Genomic DNA, 15,626 nt, shown 5'->3' with positions numbered 1-15,626 from the left:
TTTAATATAGTACTTATGATAACAGAACGGGCGTGCGCATCAAATAGGGGGTGTTGTTTTACTTATTCCATGCATGATAAAAGCGATCGTCAGGTTGATTTCTTCCTCATCATTCCAGTCCTTATCTGGCTGCAGCAGCAAGCGATTCATCAAATAACCTACGACAGATGAGAGTGTGAAGCGTATAAGTGTGGGTGTAGGCACCTCGATGATTTCACCCTTTTCTTTAAAATGTTCAACAATATCAATCACGCGCTCCAGTATTTTGCTAAGAATATTCTCTACAAACTGCGCTCTAACTGTTGGCTGAAAAGGAATCTCCTGAATAAGAATCTTAAGAATTTTAAAATTCTTGCGGGCGAAATCCAGCCGATTGATCATAAATGCCCTCAGGAACTCTTCGAAGCTGTCGTAGGGCATATCGAGCACGCCGTTGAAATTCCGCAGCACAAAAGGCGCAAGCATGCGACTCATGGTAGGACCTACTATGGCAAGCAGCAGATCATTTTTAGTCTTGTAATAGCGAAAAATCGTTCCCTCCGCCACGCCCGCTTTCTGAGAAATTTCACTCGTTGAAGTCGCAGAGTATCCTTTTTCGGAAAATACCTCAATCGCCGCTTGTAGAATAGAAATCTGCTTCGGTGTCAGTTTCTCGTCTTTGCCAAGGGTCAGCAGCTCTTCTATCCACTGCTCTTCTATATTTTGTTCCGTAGAAACTTGCTCTTTCATTACAATAACCCTCCATGCTTGATTCATTTTGTTTCAATGATAATAGCTTTTGTGAAATTACATTTTGCGATGTTTGCGCAGTGCCAATACATTCAGCAGCATAAATAGCAGCGAAAACCCTATTAGTACATAGACATCCAGTGCAATTGCGCTCCATCCTTTGCCACGGACCATAATGTCCATCAGAGCTTCTGATCCGTAATAGATCGGTGTAGCGAGGCCAACGCGCTGGAGCCACAGTGGAAGGGTATCGAGCGGGAATAATCCACTGAGGAAGATTTGTGGCACTATAATGAGCGGAATGAACTGAATCATCTGCAACTCGTTGGCTGCAAAAGCCGACAGCAGTGTGCCCAACGTCAGCGCTGTCATCGATAGGAGCAATGTGATCAGCAATACGTAACCAAAGCTGCCTGTCATCATAATGCCAAGAATCTGTATGGAATACCATGAGATCAATAGCGCCTGAAAAACGGTAAATATGCCGAAACCACATACATACCCGAGCACAATCTCCCATCTTTTTAATGGAGTCGAAAGTAGGCGTTCAAGAGTGCCTGTGGTTCGTTCCCTTAAGAAGGATACACCTGCAATCAAGAATACGAAAAAGAAAACAAATACGCCAATCATAATGGGACCGAAACGGTCGATCGTCTTCATATTCTCAGAACCGTAAAGATAGCTGATCTGCGGCTGTAATTGTTCCTTTGTGCTTGGAAGAAGCTTCTGGGAGATTTGTTGAAGCGTCATGATTACTGCCTTGTTGGCTGTAGGGTTGCTACCTTCTAACAGCACTTGAGGCGTAACTTGCGAATCTCCGGCGGTTCCGTTCAAAGTGATCAAAGCGTCAATTTTTCCTTCTACTAAAGCGCCTTTTCCCAGCTCTGCGCTGGCATATTCTTTGATGGTGGCATTTTGTTCTTTTAACGCAGCTGACATATTTAGAGGTACACCGGACACACCGATTTTTGGTTCATAGGCGTCACCGTTGAAGACCAAGCTCATTAAGCTTAGAACGAGGAGCGGTGCAATGAACATTAATGCCATCGTTCTTTTATCATGAATAAATTGCCGCAAAATCCTTAAGGTGATCGCTCGGATTCTCATGAACGCACACCTCCATAATATAAAAAGGCTTCTTCAATAGAAGCTGAACCGGTGGCTTGCAGTAGTCCGGCAGGCGTGTCGGCGGCAAGTAGCTTGCCATCACGGATCATTCCGAGCCGGTCACATTTTTCAGCCTCATCCATGACATGCGTGGTCAGCACAATGGTGGTGCCTTTCTGGTTCAGAGCTTTTAGTTCTTTCCAGATGGATAGCCGCAGCACCGGGTCTATACCAACTGTAGGTTCATCAAGAATAAGCAGCGGCGGTTCATGCAGCAGCGCGATCGCCAATGATAAGCGGCGTTTCATCCCGCCGGAGTATTGGTCTACTCTTTTTCGCAAATGATCTTGTAAATTAACGATCTCCATTACGGCTGTGATGCGTTTGGAGCGTTGCTCCCCCTTTAGTCCATATAGCGCTGCAAAAAACTCCAGATTCTCCTTCGCGCTAAGCTCCGTGTATAAGGCATCAGACTGAGCCATATACCCAATCTGTTGCAGCATAGTCAGCTTAGGCATCGTAACGCCAAGTATCTTCACCTCGCCGGAGGTTACCTCATGGATACCTGTAAGCAGCTTCACTAATGTTGTTTTTCCTGAGCCGGATGGCCCTAGTATGCCAAAGGTTTCCGCACGTTCCACTTGAAGCGAAATATCCTCGAGCACCTGTTTCTCTCCAAACGCTTTCCCGACATGGCTCACTGAAATAACTGGAACCTCTGAACCCATGTTTATCTCCTCGATTCTGAATGTTCTGGGATACTTGCTTGAGTTGAAGATGTTGCTGATAAGGTGATGGTGATGGTGATGGTGATGGTGATGGTGATGAAGGTGTAGAAGGTGTTGAGATATTCCTGAATTATACTGCTCTGTACACTCTGATTAGATAATGAGTGAGTACTCACTCATTATCTTGCGTCAAAAGTTAGGAATTGTAAACCATATATTTTATACAAATGTATCCCACAGTATTAGCTTAATCCCAATTGAGGTTTGTTAATTCAACTTGTCCTTTTACTATGTATATAGAGATGATTTGAATGAAAGGCAAAAGTGCCACTAAAAAGCGTCAGTCCACCTAAACTAGGTAATAGAAGGGTATAAATTCCCTTGAAAGGCGTCGATATACCTAAACTAAAGTTAGCAAAAGAACAGTATAAATCCCGTACAATGAGCTCAATCCCGATGAAGTTAGCTAAAGGACGGTATAAATCCCGCACAATGAGCTCAATCCCGCTAAAGTGAGCAAAAGAACGGTATAAATCCCGTACAGTGAGCTCAATCTCGCTAAAGTTAGCAAAAGAACGGTATAAATCCCGTACGATGAGCTCAATCCCGCTAAAATCAGCAAAAGAACGGTATAAATCCCGTACAATGAGCTCAATCCCGCTAAAATCAGCAAAAGAACGGTATAAATCCCGTACAATGAGCTCAATCCCGATGAAGTTAGCAAAAGAACGGTATAAATCCCGTACAATGAGCCCAATCCCGCTGAAGTCAGTAAAAGAACGGTATAAATCCCGTACAATGAGCTCAACCCCGCTAAAGTTAGCAAAAGAACGGTATAAATCCCGCACAATGAGCTCAATCCCGCTAAAGTTAGCAAAAGAACGGTATAAATCCCGCACAATGAGCTCAATCCCGCTAAAGTTAGCAAAAGAATGGTATAAATCCCGCACAATGAGCTCAATCCCGCTAAAGTTAGCAAAAGAACGGTATAAATCCCGCACAATGAGCCCAATCCTACTGAAGTTAGCAAAAGAACGGTATAAATCCCGTACAATGAGGTCTATCCCGCTAAAGTTCAAAAGAACGGTATAAATCCCGTACAATCAGCCGAATCTCCTACGATGACCCTTACGCAGAATGCGCCACAACAGACCAGTTAGTTTTTAAATTGTAAGCAGCAGCCACATAACAAGCTTCCCCCACGCGCCAAGCGACCACCGTAATACGTTCCCCACGCACCAAGCGACCTCCGCAATATACTCCACGTGCCCATCGACCCCAGCAACAAGCTTCCCCCACGCGCCAAGCGACCACCGTAATACGTTCCCCACACTCCAAGCGAACTCCGCAATATACTCCAAGTGTCCATCGTCCTTAGCAACAAGCTTCCCCGCACACCCAAGCTGCCTCCGCAATATACTCCACCCACCTCAGCAACAAGTTCCCTCCACGCGCCTGCAATATCAAATTAGTCCCTACGTCACCCCAAGATCCCAAACAATTCTCCAACTAAATAAGGCAGCTGCACCGAGCACCTTTTTACGAAAAGAGGCTGTTTTTGCTGCTTAGTTCATTTGGTTACCTGGTTTTTTTAAAAAAAGAATACTAGTTAATATTTCCATTACATTCCTCTGCAACAGAATTGACAATTGTAGACGAAAATGACATTAGCAGTTACCTATACGAAAAGGGTGAATCTAATTGAAAAACAGTAAATGGATTAGCGCAACGTTGGCTTCAGCACTTCTTGCAACAGTAGGCGTTGGAAGTGTATCTGCAGCTAGCACCGGCAGTAATGTAAAATTTGTAGCTACCAATCAAGTCGCTGCTGCAACAGCAGTTAAAGAAGGTACAACTACTTGGAATGTAAACGGAACGCCGATTGTGTTTAACACCATTAACAGCAGTGGTTACAAGCTTTACTCGCTGACTCAGGTAGCTGGAGAAATTGGGGCTAAGGTAGTACTGGGAACAAGCGGGTTTGAACTTAACGACAGCAAAGGACTACATAATGTGCAACTCAAAACAGGCTCAAAGAGCTATCAAGTAGATGGTAATTCCGAATCGTTCACAGTGGCTCCAGTGTTTTATAACGGTAAAACCTATGTAGAGCTTACTAAGTTAGTTACTGCATTAGGTGGAGAGCTGGACGCTGATGTTAGCACGATTTTGAGCTTTGCACGTCCTGAAGGTTTGTTTGATACTTTGCACTGGACGGCAGCTGGCAACCTGATTGCGAACAAAAGTGATGCTGAAACTACTCAGCTTATCAAATTCAGTACAGAACCAGGTAACTATGAAGTGTTTTCGTCAAATGACAGTGCAGTGGACTTTGCAGTATCGCCGGATCAGCAGTGGGGAGCTTTTAATGATGAGAAAGGTTTGCTGAATCTGATTAACTTGTCTAGCGGAGCTGTTAAAACACTAGGCACCGACAATAGTGTGAAGACAGATCTGGTTTGGTCCAAAGATGGGAAAAGCATTTATTTCATCCAAGGAGACAAGCAAGAAAAAATCGCTAAAATCTCAGTAGAGACTGGTGATGTTAAATCCGTATTGGCTGACAAGGTTGAGAATAAATCCGAACTGCGTATTTCTGCTGACGAAAAAAGCGCCGTTTATATCGTTAATTTGACGGGTGTTGCTAAAAATGATGCAGACAGCACAGAAGATTCTCTTACGGTTGACTTTAGCTCGGCAGGAGAGCAGCTTTACAAGCTTGATTTGGCTACAAAAGATGCTAAACCAGCTGCACTAACAACTACAGCAGATAACAAGCTTTACCCAGAGATTTTGGCTGATGGAAATGTGGCATACCTGAGCGCAGATGCAGACGGCAATGCGAAGAATACCCTGAAGCTTGTAAAAGCGGACATAACCAGCACTAATATTGCACTTGATATCGAAGTGAATTGGTCCACTGGCGTTAGCAATGGTTTGGTAGTGGCAGGTACTACGGCAGACGGAAGCACAGTGATCTATTCTATCGATGGTAGTGGTGCAAAGACCGAACTGTTCCGTACGACTGAAGATGTATCTGAAGTATCTGTATCTAAAGACGGAAGCAAGCTTGCGATTGTGAGCGGCGACAGCGTATGGGTTATCCAAGGCGGTAAAGGGCTGCAACTGACTAAATAATTATTATTTCAAACATATTTTAACGGCCTAGAGCCGAGAGGAGAAAATAGTACAATGAAAATCTTCAAGAAATTAACAGTAACGGCTTTAACAGCCGTAATCGCGGTAACCGCATCTTTTGCAGGGATTGCAGCAGCAGCAGATTCACTTAGTGGCAAAATCACCGTTAACGGTTCGACCGCACTTCTTCCATTGACGTTGCAAGCGGCAAAAGAATTCCAAAAGCTGCATCCTAAAGTGAAAATCGCAGCATCTGGTAAAGGTTCTGTAACTGGACCACAAGCTGTAAAAAAAGGCATCGCTGATATCGGCGCTTGCGACTGGGATGCTAGCATCGACGTACCAGGTTTCAAAGCTTTTGACGGACAGGTAGCGAACAAAGTGGCTGTCATTCCTTTTGCCACGATCGTGAACAAAAATGTGGGTGTAGATAACCTTACAACAGAACAGCTTAAAGGTATTTTCGCTGGTAAAATCACCAACTGGAAAGAAGTAGGCGGCGCAGATGCAGATATCGTTGTCATCACTCGCTCATTCGGTTCTGGTACCCGCGTTAACTATCAGGCTAAAGCTTTGGATGGCGGAGATATCGTTAAAAAAGCTAAGAACTACAAAGAAACAGGTTCATCCGGCGACATGAAAACAGCAGTAGGAACAACTCCTAACTCCATCGGTTATATCGACCTTGTTTATGTAAGTGGCGACGTAAAAGCAGTGAAACACAACGGTATCGCAGCTACTACAGACAACGTAATTAACGGTTCTTATAAGATTTGGGCTTATGGTTACTACATGACTAAAGGCCAGCCTACTGGCGCAACTAAAGAATTTATCGAATACGTACAAAGTAAAAAGTTCCAACAAGGTTCTCTGAAAAAGCTTAAATTCATTCCGATCGCAGCAATGAAGGGTTAATAACATCTGAAGATCATATTGAATGGTAACAGCGGCCAGCCCCGATTTTGATACGGGGTTGGCCGCTTACAGGAGGGAAAGTATGGGGGCACCAGTCCACAACCTGGCAACTAAGGTTAAGGAGGGCGTTACAGAAGTTAGCGCCAACTCCAAACGTCACAGTAGACATATGTTTAGCAACCGATTATTCCGCTTTTATTTCTTATTCAGCATTCTTGCACTTTGTTTCGTGCTTGGACTTGTAATCCTATTTATCGGCAAAACGGCGCTGCTTCTGTTTGGTCATCTCTCGCCTGCGGACTTTTTCTTTTCTTTTAACTGGACGCCTGAAGAGGACTCCTTTGGGGCTGCTGCCTTCATTGTAAATACACTTTCACTGACAGCTTTGACCCTGCTGATCGCAGTTCCTATTTCGGTAGGCATGGCCGTTCTCTGTGCGGAGATTGCTCCGAAGTGGATGAAGACCTTCATTCGCCCGGTGCTCGATCTGCTCGTTGGTATTCCTTCTATAGTATATGGTTATTTAGGCTTAACGGTATTACTTCCTTTCCTGCGTAGAGTTAGTGGGGAGAGCTTGGGTGATGGTTTGCTGGCTGCGGCCCTCGTACTCGCATTAATGGTCCTGCCAACGATTTGTCGAATCAGTGATGATGCTATCGTCGCTGTCCCACGCAAATATCGGGATGCTGCGTACGCTCTTGGATCTACCCGTCTGCAAGTCATTATGCGTGTTGTTTTACCTGCGGCTAGCAGAGGAATTATCTCCGCGGTCATCCTCGGGATGACTCGTGCTGTGGGGGAGACAATGGCTGTAGTTATGGTTATCGGAAACACACCACAGTTGGCGAAAACCTTATTTACACCTGCTTCGGTCTTGACTAGTAACATCGTTATGCAAATCTCGAATGTAGAGTTTGAGTCAACCTGGAATTATGCCCTACATATGATGGCCTTTCTTCTGCTGGTGATTTCCTTTGTACTGATTCTGATCATCCGCGTGCTGGGTAGAAAAAGGAGGGATGCAGCGTGAACGGATTCGCAAGTACAAAGCATACAGCGCGTGCTCAGAGACGCAATAAGCTCGCGACTATTGGGTTTTATACGCTTGGGGCTTTAGTCATGCTGCTAATTTTCTGGCTGCTCTTCACGATTCTTAGTAAAGGCCTGCCAGCGCTGCGACCTGATTTCCTGATCAAACAGCCTGAAGAGATAGACGTAGGTGGCGGGATTGGTCCTGTACTTTTCAACTCTTTTTATATCTTGTTCATCTCGCTGCTTATTTCCGTCCCTATCGGTTTAGGTGCAGGAATTTATATGGCGGAGTACGCTCCGGATAATGCTTTTACAGGTGGCCTGCGTATATGTGTAGAGGCGCTCTCTTCGGTTCCCTCGATTGTATTCGGTATGCTTGGTCTTGCGATATTTGCTGAATATTTTGGGATCGGCCTGACGATTCTTGGCGGTGGGGTAAGCTTGGCGCTTTTGAATCTGCCTATGCTTGCACGTGTGACGGAGGAAGCGGTCCGTGCTGTTCCTGGGGAGATGCGTGAAGCTGGATATGCACTGGGCATGACTAAATTCCACGTGATCCGCACAGTTGTCCTACCCGTTGCAATGTCTGCCATTGTTACTGGGATTTGTCTCGTTGCTGGACGCGCCTTCGGGGAGTCTGCGGTTATTATCCTTACCGCTGGTCTCAGTACCTCGGGCGAAATGTGGGACTTTAATCTGTTCTCGCCGGGAGAAACCCTGGCCGTACACCTTTGGTATGTACAATCTGAGGCAATTGTAGAAGATGCGCGGCAAATCGCTGACAAATCAGCGGCAGTACTAGTATTTGTAGTTTTGTTTATTAACTTTGCTTTCCGTTTTCCGCTCTGGCTTGGAAATCGCCGCAAAGGGCGCTGATTCGCTTATAAAGGAAGAACATGCATAAAAAACTGTCTCTCGGCGGAAGAAAACGCCGTGAACAGTTTTTTTATTCTCGATTAAATAAGCAGGATAGTCTCATCCTTCGATAATATTGCTAATGCGCGTGTCTTTTGAGTAATTAGATTGGCCACGCTTATAGAGAGCTAATCCCATATTTAAAAATCAGAAATGGGAATGTGAAGAGTAATAGTCGATGAGTAGTGAGTAATGTGTGGTGAGTGGTGAGTGGTGAGTAGTGAGTAGTGAGTAGTGAGTAGTGAGTAGTGAGTAGTGAGTAGTGAGTAGTGAGTAGTGAGTAGTGAGTAGTGTGTAATGATTGGTGGTTGGTGAGTAATAAGTAATAAGTGATGAGTAGTGGTGATAAGAGTGGTTTTTAATTGCACTTTATGCACTTATTTTTGATGGTGATAGGTTTGTTTGGGTTTAATTGTACTTTGTGCAGTTAAAAATGGTGAAAAGACCATTCTAGGCGTAAATCTGAGAATATAAGTGTATGAAATGCAACTAAAGCGAGTTTTGGAGGTAAAAGGGTACTTTTAGTTGCAGAAAATGCAATTAGATAGCATGTAGCTGCGTTTCTACGGAAGAGCAGCCGTAATGTTCTAATGCGGCGGGGTATGATGTGGTACTGACTCATAGAAACTGATCATCGATTGCTAAGCTTCACAGAACCCTGAGCCCCAACGAGATCTAAGTGTGACCAAGTCCGAGCGAGCATCAAAAGTTAAGCTCCATCGACTCATAGCCCGACGAGGCTAAGTTTTCATCAGGTTCTGAGCTTCGAATCCAAGCTCCATGAATCCCTGAAACTCGGGTAATCCAGAGCCGCGAATCTTAAGCTCAGTCGTTCAGTCGTCTATTCGTCCCAGTAGTGACTCCCTGAGCTCCGCCCAACCCTTCCCCTGAAAATAGAAACAGCCTTCCCGAAGGAAGGCTGTTTCTATATGACGTCCCGGAAGGGATTCGAACCCCCGACCGTGCGCTTAGAAGGCGCATGCTCTATCCAGCTGAGCTACCGGGACATGGTTGCTGGCAGAAAAGCAAGCAGGAATTATCATATCATATGGGATGATCTTTTTCAAGCTGTTTTTTAAAAAGAGTACGGGGTATGCTATAATCTACAATTATTAAGTTTCGGAAGAAGCTTAAGGTATTAATAACTTTTATAATGGTTAGGATTCCATTCACATAAGTAGACATAAGGAGGTGCCCTCATTAAACATTCGGATTCCCCCGCCACCAAAGAGAATATCGTCCTTTTCCCCAAGACACTGGACTATTATCAAATCCAGCTGACGGTGATGCTGGAAAGTGAACGCTACGGGGAAGCGATGGAGCTGCTTCGTTTTTTGCTGCAGTGTCAAGGACAGGAAGAGCGAAATTACGAGGAATGGCGGTCTCTGCTGGAATGGCTCGAAACGGCATTTCCTTACGCGTCCCAGAATGGAGATGCGGAGGGAGCTGTTCACCCCGAAGACGAAGACTTAAGGGAAGAGGATATGGCCCGCTTTTTGGCCAAATCTAAAATGAACGAGGATACGGGGTATCCCAAAAAGCTGCTGCAGCGGGTGATGAATGAGCCTCTGTCTGAGGCGACAATACTTGCATTAGAGCAGCTATCCTATCTGGAAGGTGGCGGCGTTGACGAGGAGCTGACCACTTGGCTACAGGGGGATAATGTTCATCCACTGCTGCAATTTCGGACCTTGCAGACGCTTAAGCGGCGTGGGATGCAGGGAACAGTGAAGCTGATTCGCGGACATGAAAAGGTACTTGTAGAGATCGAGAGCGTGCCACTGCAGACGGAGGATTTTCCTCCGCAGGTGAGTCATGTGCTGGAGCGGGTAGCCGGGCAGGCTGAGGTGCATGAGCCTACGCTGTATTATTTTGCACAAGAGCTCTGGGGTCAGTTCATCATGTCGATTTATGGGTCGGATGATTATCGGAAATTGCTGGAAGGCGAAGACGTTTTGCTGGATATTTGGGCAGGAGCGTTGCACCAATTTGTTTCTGAGAGTTTAAACGGCTCCCGACAAGAGGAAGAGACACGTGGAATGTATGGCATCACAGACGGCATGCGCTTTCAATTTGAGGGAGCTTATCGTGCTCTCAAGGGTTTTGTAAAGACTTCTCTACTTGATAAATAAAGTAATGTTGTATATAATATAATGGTTATTCTGTGCGTGGATTGTATCATTATTTGAAGTAAACTTGTGAACCTATATTTTGGAGGGAAAAGTATAATATGAAAGCAACATGGGAAAAAATAGAGAAGAACCTTGGAGTTCTTGAAGTAGAAGTAGACGCAGAACGCGTAACAGCAGCACTTGATAAAGCTTTTAACAAAGTCGTTAAAAAAGCTAACGTACCAGGCTTCCGTAAAGGTAAAGTACCTCGGCCGATCTTTGAATCCCGTTTTGGTGTAGAAAGCTTGTACCAAGATGCAATCGACATTCTTCTTCCAGAAGCTTACGGTGAAGCAGTTGAACAAACTGACATCTTCCCTGTAGACCGTCCTGAAGTTGATATTGAGCAATTCGCTAAAGGCCAATCCTTTATCTTCAAAGCGAAGATCACGGTTAAACCTGAAGTGAAGCTCGGCGATTACAAAGGTTTGGAAGTTCCAGTACAAAAAGCTGAAGTGACTGAAGAAGAGTTGAGTGCTGAACTTGCTCGTCTGCAAGAACGTCATGCTGAGCTTGTAGTAGTTGAAGAAGAAGCAGCAGCTAACGGCGACATCGCTGTAATCGATTTTGACGGATATGTTGATGATGTACCGTTTGAAGGCGGAAAAGCTGAACGTCACTCTCTTGAGCTTGGCAGCAACTCCTTCATTCCAGGATTCGAAGAGCAAGTGGTAGGAATGGCTACTGGAGATTTCAAAGATGTGGAAGTTACTTTCCCTGATGAATACCATGCAGAGAACCTTGCGGGTAAAAAAGCAGTATTCAAAGTGAAGCTGCACGAAATCAAACGCAAACAACTTCCTGCACTCGATGATGAGTTCGCTAAAGATGTAAGTGAATTCGAAACTTTGGATGAGTACAAAGCAGATCTGAAAGCTCAGCTCGAATCCCGTAAAGAGGAAGAACTGAAAGGCCTTCGTGAGAATGCAGTTGTTGATAAAGCAGCAGCTAACGCTGAAGTTGAAATCCCTGAAGCTATGATCAACAGTGAAGTTGAGAATATGGTTCGTGACTTCGACACTCGTCTTCGTCAACAAGGTATGAACATGGATATGTTCCTTAGCTTCTCCGGCCAAACTCGTGAAGACTTGCAGAACCAAATGAAAGGCGATGCTGAAAAACGCGTTCGCAACAACCTGGTATTGGAAGTTATCGCAAAACAAGAGAACATTGAAGTTTCTGAAGAAGAAGTTAACGAAGAGTTGGCTACTATGGCTGAAGCTTACAAACGTACTCCAGAAGAAATCCGCAGCATCTTGGCAGCTAACGGTTCACTGGGCAGCTTGAGCGAAGAACTTTCGCTTCGTAAAACCATTGATTTCCTTGTTAGCAATAGTGTAGAAGTTGAAGCAGTAGAAGAAGCACCAGCTGCTGAAGACACTAAAGCTGAGTAGGATATTTTAAAATTATAAGAAGGTATAAGTTTCACTTTATACTTTATTCTTATAATTCTCGCATAAACGCTTACCGTCCTCAAAAGGACGCCGAAGGCGTTTTAGCTTGACACTACCTAGAACGGCCAAGTTACACGGCCTCCATACAGATATGATAAGGCACGTAAGTTTCGTTACGTGCCTTATTTTTATCCTCGGCCGCAAATATATGTGACTACATAGGTATCCGTATGAACGTATGGCAATAAGGTAATAGGGGTAGTAACGTCACAAATCACAAGCAGCAGACAGTCGACTGTAGTGAAAAAATGACATCGCGCCTTGAACGTGTTAAAATATTTCTGAAACGATAAGACTAATCTGTACAGAGAAAAGAGGTTGGTGGCATGAGTCTGGTACCAATGGTTGTGGAATCAACAAGTCGTGGAGAACGTTCATACGATATCTATTCCAGATTGCTCAAGGATCGCATCATTTTCTTAAGCAGTGCGATTGACGATGATGTCGCCAATCTGGTTATTGCTCAATTGCTGTTTTTGGCAGCAGATGATCCCGAGAAGGACATTCACTTGTACCTCAACTCACCCGGTGGTTCAGTAACAGCCGGCATGGGTATATACGATACGATGCAATATATCAAACCGGATGTTTCAACCATTTGTGTAGGGATGGCAGCAAGCATGGGATCGCTCCTTCTAACAGCTGGGGCTCCGGGCAAAAGATATGCGCTGACCAACAGCGAAGTTATGATTCATCAACCGCTCGGCGGTGTTCAGGGTCAAGCGTCTGATATTTGGATTCACACTGACTGGATCCTTAAGACGAAACAGAAGCTGAATCAAATCTATGTAGATCGCACAGGTCAGCCCCTTGAAAAAATCGAACGGGACACAGACCGCGATAACTTCATGAGCGCGGAAGAAGCCAAGGAATACGGGCTTATTGACCAAGTTCTTTCTTCACCGATGAAATCTTAAAGGGGTGGTTAGATGTTTAAATTTAATGATGAAAAAGGGCAATTGAAATGTTCTTTTTGCGGTAAATCACAAGAGCAGGTTCGTAAGCTTGTAGCAGGACCGGGCGTTTATATATGTGACGAATGTATCGAGCTTTGCACGGAAATTGTGGAAGAAGAGCTCGGTCATGAGGAAGAGCTTGATCTGAAGGATATTCCAAAACCAAAGGAAATTCGCGATATTTTGGATCAATATGTAATCGGTCAAGAGCAAGCGAAGAAATCTCTTTCTGTAGCGGTGTATAACCACTACAAGCGTGTGAACAGCCAAAGCAAGATCGAAGATGTTGAACTGACGAAGAGTAATATCCTTTTGCTTGGTCCAACAGGTTCTGGTAAAACCTTGTTAGCACAAACGATGGCGAAGATTATCAACGTTCCTTTTGCTATTGCAGACGCTACTTCCCTGACGGAAGCTGGTTATGTCGGCGAGGATGTTGAGAACATTCTGCTCAAACTCATTCAAGCTGCAGATTACGATGTGGAGAAAGCCGAACGCGGCATTATCTATATTGATGAAATTGATAAAGTAGCACGTAAATCCGAGAATCCGTCCATAACTCGTGACGTTTCCGGCGAAGGTGTACAGCAGGCGCTTCTGAAGATTCTGGAAGGAACTGTTGCTTCTGTGCCTCCGCAGGGCGGACGTAAGCACCCTCACCAGGAGTTTATTCAGATCGACACGACGAACATCCTGTTCATCGTTGGCGGTGCCTTTGACGGTCTGGAGCAAATGATTAAACGCCGTATCGGTAAAAAAATCATTGGCTTCAACGCAGCAGTTGAAGGACAAAAGGATCTTAAGCCTGGCGAATATTTGTCGATGGTATTGCCTGAAGATTTGCTCAAATTCGGTCTTATTCCTGAATTTGTAGGTCGTCTGCCAGTCATCTCGACTTTAGAGCCGCTTGATGAGAATACGCTTGTACGTATCCTTTCCGAGCCTAAGAATGCACTCACTAAACAATATATCAAGCTGCTGGAAATGGACAACGTAGCGTTGAAATTCGAACCATTGGCACTCGAAGCAATTGCCAAGGAAGCGATCAAACGTAATACGGGAGCCCGTGGACTGCGCGCGATTATTGAGAGCATCATGCTCGATGTGATGTATGAAGTTCCTTCACGCGATGATATTAAAGATTGTGTGATCACGGAACAGGTCGTTCAGGAGAAAGCTTTGCCTGAGCTCAACCTTAAGAAAGACAAGAAGAAAGAGGAAAGCGCGTAAGCCGCTTTTCCTTAACAATACATGTCACAGTCTCCACCTTTCTTCCGCTTATCCCGCTTCACATTAGCGGGAGCGAAGGGGTGGAGCTTTGGCGTTATGGGGGAGAAAAATCATGTTCTTGAGACACCAAACCCGTCCTGTCAATGTTGGCGGGCTCATTATTGGGGGAAACAACGAGGTTGCGATTCAAAGCATGTGTACAACCAAAACCGCTGATGTGGAGGCTACTGTAGCTGAAATATTGCGGCTTGAGGAAGCAGGCTGCCAGCTGGTACGCGTAACTGTCAACAATGAAGAGGCGGCTGCCGCAATCAAGGAGATCAAGAAACAGATTCATATCCCACTCGTAGCGGATATTCATTTCAACTATAAGCTAGCGTTGATGGCTATTGAGAACGGCATCGATAAGGTACGGATTAATCCGGGGAACATTGGTCGCCGCGAAAAGGTAGAAGCGGTAGTTAAAGCATGTAAAGAAAAAGGAATTCCGATTCGGATTGGTGTAAACGCCGGTTCTTTGGAGAATCACCTTTTGGAGAAATACGGATACCCAACCCCAGAAGCCATGGTAGAAAGTGCGTTATACCATATTGGTATTCTGGAGGAACTGGATTTCCACGACATTATCGTCTCTCTAAAAGCATCAGATGTGCCAATGGCCATCGAAGCTTATCGTCAGGCTGCGGAAGTCATTCCTTATCCGCTACACTTGGGGATTACAGAATCCGGCACATTGTTTGCGGGTACAGTGAAAAGCTCCGCTGGTATCGGTGCACTGCTCTCTATGGGCATCGGCAGCACCCTGCGTATCTCGCTTAGTGCCGATCCGGTTGAAGAGGTTAAGGTGGCGCGTGAGCTGCTGAAGACGTTTGGTCTGATCTCTAACGCGGCGACGCTGATCTCTTGTCCGACTTGCGGACGACTGGATATCGATCTTTTCTCCATCGCTAATGAGGTGGAAGAATATATTTCGAAGCTTAAGGTGCCTATTAAAGTTTCTGTCCTTGGCTGTGCTGTTAATGGTCCTGGTGAGGCACGTGAAGCAGATATCGGTATTGCTGGCGCTCGTGGGGAAGGTTTGCTTTTCCGTTACGGACAAATGATCCGTAAAGTGCCTGAAGCTGAACTCGTGAACGAGCTGAAAAAGGAAATTGATGCGATCGTGGTGGCTTACGAGGCAACGGGCGAAATCCCAGGCCGCGCCCACGCTAACCTTGCACCTCCGGTGCAGTCGAAGTAACTTGGTCTGAA

Annotated in this window: 14 protein-coding genes and 1 tRNA gene; 9 read left to right on the top strand and 6 right to left on the bottom strand. The window is 45.2% G+C overall.

Features of this window, described 5'->3' with window-relative positions; translation table 11 throughout:
* Positions 1–39: 39 nt before the first annotated feature.
* The 5 genes from MKZ16_RS26140 to MKZ16_RS26120 form a co-directional block, all read right to left on the bottom strand.
* A complete protein-coding gene (locus tag MKZ16_RS26140) occupies positions 40–729 on the bottom strand; it encodes a TetR/AcrR family transcriptional regulator (protein ID WP_036685015.1) in 690 nt (229 codons plus the stop codon).
* A gap of 57 nt (positions 730–786) precedes the next feature.
* Complete coding sequence (locus MKZ16_RS26135; RefSeq protein WP_036685018.1) at positions 787–1,836, bottom strand: ABC transporter permease; 1,050 nt, start codon at positions 1,834–1,836, stop codon at positions 787–789.
* Complete coding sequence (locus MKZ16_RS26130; RefSeq protein ID WP_076106008.1) at positions 1,833–2,564, bottom strand: ABC transporter ATP-binding protein; 732 nt, start codon at positions 2,562–2,564, stop codon at positions 1,833–1,835. Before MKZ16_RS26130 ends, MKZ16_RS26135 begins: the two co-directional genes overlap by 4 nt.
* Positions 2,565–2,836: 272 nt before the next feature.
* Positions 2,837–3,667, bottom strand: a complete 831-nt coding sequence (locus MKZ16_RS26125) for a hypothetical protein (protein ID WP_076106006.1) — start codon at positions 3,665–3,667, stop codon at positions 2,837–2,839.
* Between the two features lie 60 nt (positions 3,668–3,727).
* The gene (locus tag MKZ16_RS26120) at positions 3,728–3,979 is read right to left on the bottom strand and encodes a hypothetical protein (RefSeq protein ID WP_076106002.1); all 252 of its coding nucleotides are present in this window, start codon (positions 3,977–3,979) and stop codon (positions 3,728–3,730) included.
* Positions 3,980–4,265: 286 nt separating this feature from the next.
* Here MKZ16_RS26120 and MKZ16_RS26115 point away from each other — a divergent pair, with 286 nt between their 5' ends.
* The 4 genes from MKZ16_RS26115 to pstA all read left to right on the top strand — a co-directional run bounded on the left by MKZ16_RS26115 (position 4,266) and on the right by pstA (position 8,525).
* A complete protein-coding gene (locus tag MKZ16_RS26115; RefSeq protein WP_076106000.1) occupies positions 4,266–5,702 on the top strand; it encodes a stalk domain-containing protein in 1,437 nt (478 codons plus the stop codon).
* Positions 5,703–5,756: 54 nt separating this feature from the next.
* Positions 5,757–6,617 carry a phosphate ABC transporter substrate-binding protein gene (locus tag MKZ16_RS26110; RefSeq protein ID WP_038573065.1) on the top strand — a complete coding sequence of 287 codons (861 nt, stop codon included), beginning with the start codon at positions 5,757–5,759 and terminating at the stop codon, positions 6,615–6,617.
* Positions 6,618–6,699: 82 nt separating this feature from the next.
* On the top strand, positions 6,700–7,647 hold the full coding sequence (gene pstC / locus MKZ16_RS26105) for a phosphate ABC transporter permease subunit PstC (protein ID WP_036685038.1): 948 nt from the start codon (positions 6,700–6,702) through the stop codon (positions 7,645–7,647).
* Positions 7,644–8,525: a phosphate ABC transporter permease PstA gene (gene pstA, locus MKZ16_RS26100; protein ID WP_036685040.1), complete on the top strand. Its 882-nt coding sequence runs from the start codon at positions 7,644–7,646 to the stop codon at positions 8,523–8,525. Before pstC ends, pstA begins: the two co-directional genes overlap by 4 nt.
* Before the next feature lie 972 nt (positions 8,526–9,497).
* Here the strand turns inward: pstA and MKZ16_RS26095 are convergent.
* Positions 9,498–9,571: transfer RNA gene (locus MKZ16_RS26095), tRNA-Arg, on the bottom strand.
* A 279-nt stretch (positions 9,572–9,850) separates the two neighbouring features.
* Between MKZ16_RS26095 and MKZ16_RS26090 the strand changes: the two genes are divergently transcribed.
* From MKZ16_RS26090 to ispG, 5 genes are all read left to right on the top strand, one after another.
* Positions 9,851–10,696 carry a hypothetical protein gene (locus tag MKZ16_RS26090; protein ID WP_256715525.1) on the top strand — a complete coding sequence of 282 codons (846 nt, stop codon included), beginning with the start codon at positions 9,851–9,853 and terminating at the stop codon, positions 10,694–10,696.
* Between the two features lie 98 nt (positions 10,697–10,794).
* Positions 10,795–12,129 (top strand): trigger factor, encoded by a 1,335-nt coding sequence (tig, locus tag MKZ16_RS26085; protein WP_036685045.1) that lies wholly within the window; start codon positions 10,795–10,797, stop codon positions 12,127–12,129.
* Positions 12,130–12,515: 386 nt separating this feature from the next.
* Positions 12,516–13,106 carry an ATP-dependent Clp endopeptidase proteolytic subunit ClpP gene (clpP, locus tag MKZ16_RS26080; protein ID WP_036685049.1) on the top strand — a complete coding sequence of 197 codons (591 nt, stop codon included), beginning with the start codon at positions 12,516–12,518 and terminating at the stop codon, positions 13,104–13,106.
* A gap of 12 nt (positions 13,107–13,118) precedes the next feature.
* On the top strand, positions 13,119–14,375 hold the full coding sequence (gene clpX / locus MKZ16_RS26075) for an ATP-dependent protease ATP-binding subunit ClpX (RefSeq protein ID WP_036685052.1): 1,257 nt from the start codon (positions 13,119–13,121) through the stop codon (positions 14,373–14,375).
* Positions 14,376–14,487: 112 nt separating this feature from the next.
* Positions 14,488–15,615 (top strand): flavodoxin-dependent (E)-4-hydroxy-3-methylbut-2-enyl-diphosphate synthase, encoded by a 1,128-nt coding sequence (ispG, locus tag MKZ16_RS26070; RefSeq protein WP_036685055.1) that lies wholly within the window; start codon positions 14,488–14,490, stop codon positions 15,613–15,615.
* The last annotated feature ends 11 nt before the right edge of the window (positions 15,616–15,626 follow it).

It is taken from the genome of Paenibacillus sp. FSL R5-0928 (assembly GCF_037970385.1).
Taxonomy (GTDB): Bacteria; Bacillota; Bacilli; order Paenibacillales; family Paenibacillaceae; genus Paenibacillus_AQ; species Paenibacillus_AQ odorifer.
Note: the sequence above shows the minus strand (reverse complement) of the source record. Positions and strands in the feature narration are given on the sequence as shown.

Excerpts from the sequence above, each read along its gene's own strand:
- MKZ16_RS26140 (WP_036685015.1), bottom strand. The coding sequence starts at position 729 with ATGAAAGAGCAAGTTTCTACGGAACAAAATATAGAAGAGCAGTGGATA.
- MKZ16_RS26135 (WP_036685018.1), bottom strand. The coding sequence starts at position 1,836 with ATGAGAATCCGAGCGATCACCTTAAGGATTTTGCGGCAATTTATTCAT.
- MKZ16_RS26130 (WP_076106008.1), bottom strand. The coding sequence starts at position 2,564 with ATGGGTTCAGAGGTTCCAGTTATTTCAGTGAGCCATGTCGGGAAAGCG.
- MKZ16_RS26110 (WP_038573065.1), top strand. The coding sequence starts at position 5,757 with ATGAAAATCTTCAAGAAATTAACAGTAACGGCTTTAACAGCCGTAATC.
- pstC (WP_036685038.1), top strand. The coding sequence starts at position 6,700 with ATGGGGGCACCAGTCCACAACCTGGCAACTAAGGTTAAGGAGGGCGTT.
- MKZ16_RS26090 (WP_256715525.1), top strand. The coding sequence starts at position 9,851 with ATGCTGGAAAGTGAACGCTACGGGGAAGCGATGGAGCTGCTTCGTTTT.
- tig (WP_036685045.1), top strand. The coding sequence starts at position 10,795 with ATGAAAGCAACATGGGAAAAAATAGAGAAGAACCTTGGAGTTCTTGAA.
- clpP (WP_036685049.1), top strand. The coding sequence starts at position 12,516 with ATGAGTCTGGTACCAATGGTTGTGGAATCAACAAGTCGTGGAGAACGT.
- clpX (WP_036685052.1), top strand. The coding sequence starts at position 13,119 with ATGTTTAAATTTAATGATGAAAAAGGGCAATTGAAATGTTCTTTTTGC.
- ispG (WP_036685055.1), top strand. The coding sequence starts at position 14,488 with ATGTTCTTGAGACACCAAACCCGTCCTGTCAATGTTGGCGGGCTCATT.